This is a genomic window from Bacillus sp. EE-W1, from assembly GCF_009760835.1.
GTDB lineage: Bacteria > Bacillota > Bacilli > Bacillales > Bacillaceae_G > Bacillus_A > Bacillus_A wiedmannii.
On record NZ_WIPE01000038.1, the window covers coordinates 1 to 8,487 of the forward strand.

The 8,487-nt window shown below is 34.5% G+C and carries 7 protein-coding genes and 2 pseudogenes; 4 read left to right on the forward strand and 5 right to left on the reverse strand.

Features of this window, described 5'->3' with window-relative positions; all coding sequences use genetic code 11:
* The coding region (locus GFJ36_RS03555; protein WP_157349461.1) for a hypothetical protein at window positions 1-1,563 on the forward strand (1,563 nt) is incomplete at its 5' end.
* Window positions 1,564-1,806: 243 nt separating this feature from the next.
* Complete coding sequence (locus tag GFJ36_RS03560; protein WP_098961658.1) at window positions 1,807-2,433, forward strand: hypothetical protein; 627 nt, start codon at window positions 1,807-1,809, stop codon at window positions 2,431-2,433.
* 458 nt (window positions 2,434-2,891) lie between these two features.
* Here GFJ36_RS03560 and GFJ36_RS30045 read toward each other — a convergent pair.
* A pseudogene (locus GFJ36_RS30045) lies at window positions 2,892-3,246 on the reverse strand (DDE-type integrase/transposase/recombinase); the annotation flags it as partial.
* The gene (locus tag GFJ36_RS30050; protein ID WP_242015933.1) at window positions 3,219-3,401 is read right to left on the reverse strand and encodes a hypothetical protein; all 183 of its coding nucleotides are present in this window, start codon (window positions 3,399-3,401) and stop codon (window positions 3,219-3,221) included. The gene GFJ36_RS30050 and the pseudogene GFJ36_RS30045, both read right to left, overlap by 28 nt.
* A 351-nt stretch (window positions 3,402-3,752) precedes the next feature.
* Between GFJ36_RS30050 and GFJ36_RS03570 the strand changes: the two genes are divergently transcribed.
* On the forward strand, window positions 3,753-4,082 hold the full coding sequence (locus GFJ36_RS03570; protein WP_098230625.1) for a hypothetical protein: 330 nt from the start codon (window positions 3,753-3,755) through the stop codon (window positions 4,080-4,082).
* 97 nt (window positions 4,083-4,179) lie between these two features.
* Here GFJ36_RS03570 and GFJ36_RS03575 read toward each other — a convergent pair.
* The 3 genes and pseudogenes from GFJ36_RS03575 to GFJ36_RS03585 form a co-directional block, all read right to left on the reverse strand.
* Window positions 4,180-4,332: pseudogene (locus GFJ36_RS03575) on the reverse strand (alpha/beta-type small acid-soluble spore protein).
* A 302-nt stretch (window positions 4,333-4,634) separates the two neighbouring features.
* Window positions 4,635-6,521: a hypothetical protein gene (locus GFJ36_RS03580; protein ID WP_098961657.1), complete on the reverse strand. Its 1,887-nt coding sequence runs from the start codon at window positions 6,519-6,521 to the stop codon at window positions 4,635-4,637.
* A 21-nt stretch (window positions 6,522-6,542) separates the two neighbouring features.
* Complete coding sequence (locus GFJ36_RS03585) at window positions 6,543-6,794, reverse strand: hypothetical protein (RefSeq protein WP_098230622.1); 252 nt, start codon at window positions 6,792-6,794, stop codon at window positions 6,543-6,545.
* Between the two features lie 345 nt (window positions 6,795-7,139).
* Between GFJ36_RS03585 and GFJ36_RS03590 the strand changes: the two genes are divergently transcribed.
* A partial coding sequence (locus GFJ36_RS03590) for a hypothetical protein (protein ID WP_199288247.1) occupies window positions 7,140-8,487 on the forward strand: 1,348 nt, incomplete at its 3' end.

The following is an 8,487-nucleotide window of genomic DNA, read 5'->3' on the forward strand; positions in this document are numbered from 1 at the left end:
AAAAAAAAAAAGGGACCTACATCAATCCAATCTGTCGAATTTGCCATTCCCTTTCTTGATGAAAATGATGGACTCACTAAAAAACAAATGTTTCGCTCTAAGATTGAAGAAGTAAATAATACCATTGTTGCAACTGTAAATCTAAAGAATGAATGGATCCGTCTTGCTTACGGTGCACTAAGTCAATCAGGGTTCCAAAAAGAGCCAGCTTATTTGCATATAACCTACAATTTAGAAGAAGAATATGTAGTAGAATGTTATAAATGGGAATTACCCCCAGGATTAAAATGTCCATCTCCTCCGGAAGTAAGTACAACATGGGTTTCCCATGAAGAAGATCTAGAAGTAGTCTATCCTTGTAATATTTTTGGAGTTTTCTATCGCGAGTCGATTGGTGATACGACAGTGACAGTTGGTTGTCGTGATGTTCAAAAACTTGGTGAGACTAATTCTCACCAGTATCAAATAATAGAAGAAGCGGATTTTAAACATGACTTATACAAAGTGTATCGTTCACTACAACAGCCAGAAAAATTTTTAATTTTACCAACATTCTATAGAATTGGTCGATTTGATCTTAATGCAGGTGAACAGAAAGCTTACCGACCTAGCATCTTATTTCAATCTGTGATTGATGTAAACATTCCTGCCAACAACAGTTTTCGTTTTCATATAATGCTTACACCAGACCTCCCTAGATATGTCCGTAAAGAACTGGAATCAAAACTTTTGTCTTTGTCGACAACCCCTATCATTGATTACCCTTCTCAATTAGATAGTCAATATGAATTGAAAATGGGTGAAATGATTATGCATGCATCTAAAGTCGTGGAATCATTTCATGTTACAATGGACGTCAACTTGGCGAATGCAATACTTCTAAGAGACATGATGACGAGGTTTACATCTTTTGGAACCGTTCTATTCAAGCTTGCTGACAGCTCAATTATGGAATCTACACTAGCTTTGGAATTAGATAATATTACTGGTCCCTGGGAAACAGGACCGATTGAGGTCCTGATTATCAATGGTAATGCTCAACTGACCAATAAAATTGAGCGCCCTATCGAAATAAGCACGCTCAGGATTTATGACACTTCAAATATTAGAACAGAAATTAATATAAACATAAGGTTGGATTCTGGGGAGGTACACTTTGTTATATTACCGTTTATACCGAATGAAATTTATCCAGTATACTCATTCCCAGCAGCTTCTCCCGCTACTCTGGAGGAATTACGTAGTTTCGCACAGGACACTCACACTACAATCCAATTTTTTGATTTGGTGAATCATCAGAACCACGATATCAAATTATTAGAAATAAAGGTACGATTAAAAGGGACAGATAAAATATATCAAGTTCCTATGACTGGATCCCCGTCTAAGGGTTTAATTGATATCATCTTCCCTCTTACAGAAACGTATTATCAAAAAAACATCATTGAGTTTCAAGTAACAAAGACACATAATTCAGGGGAAGTTTTGGACACACCGTGGATCGAATGGCATTTGTCAACAAAAGGAAACATCATAAGTGTAAACTGGGACATGATTAAATGATGCTCAAAATAAGAAGTAACATTAATGGACACTGCCGATTATTTGTAAATTTCATGACTTATTTCTAACATGTTTCATGGGTAAATTTGTTAACATTACGTTTTTGAGAGGATTTTTTTAAAATAAAATATGTCCCATAGTTTCTATAGTTTTTCAAGTACATGCTTATAATAATTAAATAGTCATTGTATTGTTATCTCAATATGTAAAAAGTAAGTCGATAAAATTTCTCTGGAGGTTACTATGGCAACTCAAAATCCTTATTTATATGATAACGTCTTAGGAAATATATGGGAGCAAGGATATTTGGCTGGCTTTAACGAGCCTGAGGTTGATCACCTCCGTCCCTATTCTTCTGATCTTCTCCAAGTATATCAAAAGGGTGAGCAGAGCGGTCGCGATGATCGACGCAGTCTTCCGCCAGATGAGGTAGGAATCAATGAACAGGCCAATCAAAGCGAATTTTTTGAGTTTTTAAAAGAACTGGCAGAACATGTTGGTCTCCATGTACTCGGTCATAGGTTCTTTGAAATGGTTTTTAAAGATGTTGGAGGGCTCATTCCTCTAGTGCTCACTAGTTTACAAATTCCGACAGACAGTCCAATTCACCCTCTTGAAGAAGACTGGCAGGGACCAGTAAATCAATCTGATAACAGCGAAAGTATCTTTATTGCCGTATGTCCACTGAAGAATCATCCACAAGTTCTTACAGATGTTACTACTGAGGGATACTGGACAGGCAAAGGACATCAATTCTATTCTGATGCCTTAGCAGAAATGCAGGCACATGGGCATGCCGAAGCTTTTATCGCTCGTTGTTCTGTCACTGAAGGAACCTGCGGTGCGGTCTGGCCCGGGAGGGGACAGTAAAGATTAAATTATGATTGCATTACATTGAAGGCTAATAGCCAAAAGGAATGTTTAATTATTATTCAATTTATTATTTGGATAATTCAATTTCAAGGGGGATATCACAACAATTCACTATTAGAAGATGATGACTGATAGTGAAATTCAGACTTCTGGCCAATACTACTTATAACTTTGTATTGGAATTGATTACCTTTCTGGAACTGCCATGAGCAAAGTAATCAAGGGGTTCGATGCAAAGATCAAATAAAAGAGAATATAGCGTATATATTTCTAGCCGAATTGTATTTTATGCTGTTAGTCTAAACAATTGATGGATGAATTCTTACTGGTTTTGAACAGACTGATTTCGTAAATCAATCCGTTTTTTCTTAATCATATGCATGGTTTTTTTCTGCTGCAAGAATGGTTGTAGCTGTGCCAAAAGACTTGAACCCCTTCATAGAACACACACGTTTCTTAATAAAACGATGATCTTGTTCCACTATATTATGGCGATATCTAACTTGTCTTAACTTTATGCCTTCAGGCATATGTTTTTCTTCTTTCAACGCTTGAATTGATACAGGGTTCTTATCTACTGTTATCATGCGAGGTTTAGAAACGTACGAAAAAGCCAAGACTTTCTTGTTTATCTCTTGATTTACTTAGATAAAAATCAATGGTATTCCCTTCTGAATCAACAGCACAATATAAATACATACATTGCCCCTTTACTTTTATATAAGTTACATCGACTCTCCATGAATCATTTGTTGATTTAAGATGATGTCGTACTTTCTCCTCTATTGAGGTCCATATTGATGAACCCATCGCATAACCGTTGTGTGAGCAATGAACAATCCTTTTTCTTCCATCATTGCCACCAGATTACGAAAGCTCAAATTGTAAAGTAGGTACCATCTTGCTGTTAATAATATGAGTTCATGCTGGTAATGCTTCCATTTGAATAAACATTCCCTTTCCATACCGATTCCCCAACTTTTAGAGTAATACTATCAGTATGTCTAAGTTTAAGAGATTACTTGCAATTATCTTGAAGTTTTCGCACCAGAACCCTTTAAATTAATATCTATATTATAATTAATTAGTGAAAATATAAGTAAATGGAGAATATAGCATTCTTACAGAAAAATATATAATTAAATTCATATTTAATTAACTAAAATACAATGAAGTGATTGTTATAACTAACTATATTTTTTAAGTCATTTATGATCTAATAGTAAGTTTAAAAATTGGAATATTTTACATTTAAGGGTGGTATAATACTACAGTGTATTTTTTAAATCTAATTCCAAATAAAAAAGAGGTATAACATGTCAAATTTAACTGAAGCCTTTGTAAGGGAGAAATTAGATAACTTTTTTGAAAATTACGTTATGGGGAATAAAGGACATGCTGATGTCGATAAGATTACTATAAATGGAACCACTATAGAGTTTGAGGTGCGAATTACGCACAAAGAAGTTTTGTCCAAAGAATCTATTGGTAATATTACTGTATTTTCTATGACTAATTATGTGAAAGGTAAAATCGACGTAATGAATCCGCTTCCTGAAACGCTTACATACATAATAAGATCTCCAGTAGGTGATAGGATGGCTAACCTGAAAGATGTAATTCAACAATTAGCGGTATTAGCTTAATAAATTTAGAATGTATAAACTTATTAGAAGTTAATACAACTCTACAGGAAAAAGGATATATTATTACTTACTGTAACTTTCATGTCTTCAACTGAAGTTAATGAGGGAATCTACCACTAAGTTGTTTTTCCGCCATGGCTACTAAACGTTTAGGGATTTCTCCACCAACAGAATCGTTTCCACGAGATATTGTATCCGGACCAAGTTGTACATCGAATTTTTGTGCACTCTCATACTTCATTTAAGCAATTGTGTTCTCAGCACCTTAAACCGATACTTGGTTATTAGTTCTGTTGTTCTTGTTTGCTATATGTATCACCTCCTATGTTTTGAACATGCTATGAATTATGGATCAGTGAAAATTATTTATTCCTTTTATAGTGAATGAATATTTGAATGTTTTCGGTTATGGTTAACTAGAAAAGCAAAAAGAACTTGTAGAAATCACTACAAATTCTTTTCAGATAATTTTAAAAAGATTAAACAAACTATCTCAGCATCCAAAGCAGGGAAACCATCTTAATTATGGCTTGATTTCATTAATAACAAATCTTAAGCAAACAAATGTTCAATCATCTCCCATGTTAAACTTACTATATTACCATTTGTTGGAATTTTCCATTCTATCCAATTAGTTGTCCTTATTTCTCCTGCTATGAGTGTTATTTTAACTTGAAACTCTATAGTGGATTTTTGTAAAAATTGAGTAAGTGGAAAAACAATAGTAAGGCTTCCTGTTAGAGGATTACCTTCTAATGGTACAGTGTACAATTCGTTCAATGTATTCAACGTGTTTACTCGAACTGTTAGTTCTAATTGTTGAATATTATGATTTTGATGATTTATTAAATCTAGAAACCGTATTGTTGTATAAACATCTTCTATATATCTTCTGATTTCATCTGGTAACGGTACATTCTCTGCTTGTACTAAAGAATATACCGGATAAACTTTGATGGGAGTATTAGATAAAGGGACAGATTCTGAAGCAGATGGTTCAAGAATAATTGAAACTGGTATCCTCGTTAAGCGAGACGAACTAAAATCAGCAAGAAGAGACGTTATATTAATAGGTTGCTGAACCTTATTAGTTAATTTTACTTCATCCGCATTCAAAATTACTTCCATAGGTCCTTCTGCCCACGGACCAGTTAAATGTCTTAGTTCCAAAATAATAGTCGACTCAAATAGGACACCCTCACCCGACTCAAAACGAACGTTTCCAAAGGCAGCCGCATTATAAATCGAATCACGTAATAATACCGCTCGCTGAAGAGTAAGCGGAATCGTTAAATGTAATGCAACGGACTGTTTTGAAGCAGGAACCTCTTTTAGTTCTTCAATATTTACATTGTATTTAAAATCATTTTGAGTTGGGTATTCAACTATAGGATGAGGTGATAGCGAATGTAGTTGAGCCTCAAGCTCCTTTCTTGCATAAAGCGGGATATCTGGTAGTAACATGATTTTAAATAAGAATTTAATATCTACAGTAGTAGAGTTATCAACTACAGATTGTACTAACATATTAGGGTGATATGCTTTCATCTCTCCATCTTCTGAAGAATATAGTCCAATTCTATAACTATTTGGTATGATAAGATATCTATTTATATCTTGTTTATATCGAAATACACGATAAAAATCAGTATTCCTTAATTCAATCATTTCCTCATATGGACTTTGAACTATTTGTCCGATTCGCCTAGGGTCTTTACACCCTATTTCAATAATATTAGTATCATACACATGTCGATAAAGGGTTCCCATGGTTGAGCAAGGAACGAAAATTGGTGTAGTAGTTAGGGGGAATCCAGAAATGTTGTACAATTGGTATTGGCTAAAGTCTGGTGTATCTCCTAAATGTAAATCTGTATGAAAAGAAGGATCATCCATGTTTTGTAGTGTTACCCATGAGGGTACAAGAGCCAAGATTGATGACAGACCTATCATTAAAATTGGAGGTGGTAATGTTTGATCCATTCCAGACATAGCACCATAACATAAAGAAACCCATTTTCCCGAAAGTTGAACTGTGAGAGTTAATGAATCTGCATTGTCTACAATTGTTCCCCAAACAGTAAAAGATAATATTGCGTTATTCTCATCAAGATAAGGGATTATCAATCCACCAATAATTCGAGCTGGAACTGTCATCATATCCGGACCTGCATTAAAGGGTCTTCCTTTCTTAATTTTGAAATCAATATTTGCACGAGTTTGTGAATTGTCTGTAGCGATATTAGAATTTGTTACGGTAAATAAAAATGAACTGTTCCCAATACCATCATTAGGTGTAGGATTTATGAATTCAAACGTAGGCATAAAAAAAAAGTTACTACCATAAGCATTTGACCATGGTTGATTGTGAATATTAAAAACGACTGGTATTAATCTAGAATCAATATCTGTACTAGGTACTTGTATTCGCGATATCATATAGGCTTATAACTCCTTTTCTTATGATTGTGTCATCCATTGGTGCCTAATAAACTTCTCTTGGTCTCTACCTTCTAAAATACCTCCTAAAAGCTGTTCCAAAGAGGTAGATATTTCATAGTTATAATTTTGTTTAGTAATTACATGCGTGATTATATGAAGATTAGTTTTCATTCCCTTTAAAGCTGAAGTAACTTCAACTCCTTCTATATCATTCAATATTGCACTTAAAGCCCCTTTAAAAGATTCATTTCCATTAACTGAAGCAAGCATTCGCTGTTGAGTTCCTGTTTTCACCAGCAGAGTGAACTTAACTTTTTCATATCAAATAGAGGAAGAAGTATAACCTCGAAAGTAAGAATATATTTTTTATAAAAGCCTCGTATAATTCTTCATTTTGAGGTTGACGAAATAATATAAAAACAAGAGATAATACGGATTCTCTATGACTATCAACTAAAACTGGATGCTCAATTGTTGATAATTTGTTCAATAAATATTTCTCCTTTTTATAATTTAATATTGCTACAAGTAAGAGAAATTATGTATATGTCGATGAATATTTGCTATAAGGACTGAGGAAAATACCTATGTAAAAAACGGAAAGTAGGGATAAATATGACTGAAGCAATTGGTCCAATATTTACTGGTGGAGGGTTTGAAACGTTTGAAGTCAAGGAAAATGGAGAAGGTTATAAAATCCTTTACTTGCCAGATAAAAATAATCATAAATTACAACAAGAAGGACGGTCTCCTGTTTATTATTGGTTACCTGGAAATGTACGTCTTGCTCGTAACTCAAATACAGGAGACTACAAATTTCGTCACCTACATTTTGTAGGGAACCCTAATCCATTCGGTGGTGAGCCAGTAGTTGGGGGCCATATTACATTTACCACTACTGTATCATATCCTCCTTCCGTGTTGAAATCCGCTCAGGATCAGCTGTTAGAAAGATTTCGTGGTAGTGATAATCGATATTGGGGCTGGGCAACTTCTTCTACACCTGAATTTCGAATAATACCAATTAATAATAATGTTACGAACATTCAAGGGAACGAAACCGGTTGGAATCTGGACGGAGAAGGACCAGGAAATATCACTGGAGGTGAAAATGCCTATTCTGGTATGCTGGACGCACTACACAGTGAATTGTTATGGACTGGTTTTCATGGGACTTCTGGTCCGATAGTTATTGCACAAGTATTGCAAATTCCAGTATGGACTGATACGTTAAATCTCAAAATTACTGGGAACTGGGAAAGAATATTTCAACATTTTTCCTCACATGCTAATGGACGCGATTGGTTTTGGTCTGCTGATATCAAAAGGGAATTTAATGATTTAAAGATAAATGGAGGAATTCAGGTTGAAATAAAAGTAGATGGAACCAATCCTGGTGCTGATGAAATGAGAAAATTGATGGAACAACATGAAGAGTTAATTATTAAACAATTCATGGAGCTGGCTACAAAGATTATCTTTGAGCCAGCTCCCCCTACGGTTGAGCCTGCAAGAACAACAAAAAGAGGATACTGGGGATTTGGCGGTGGCTTCGCGCTTAAATCTATACAAAATTCAACAAATTTAAATTTACATTATGAAGAAACTCTTGAATTTAAATATAATAAAGAATTTCCAATTAGCAGTTCACTTGAAGGATTTTATAATATTGTGAAAGACAATCCGGTAAACGAACAAAAATACTTTGAAAGGGTTTTTCTTGGTGATTTGAGTGCAATAATCCCATTTATTATAAAACCAGTTGTAAATTGGCCAAACCCAGAAAAAAACTTTGCTGGTGAACCAGTTGCGTTTTTATCTGCTCAAGTCGGCTATCCAGGTAGTGATGGTGTAGTTGATTTTAGGCGAACAACACTATTTGAAAAAGAATCCCTTAACGTTTGGTCATCTGCTAAAACAGATCCAATAGTAAGAAAAAAAATGTTTGAAGTTTCCCCCCCCC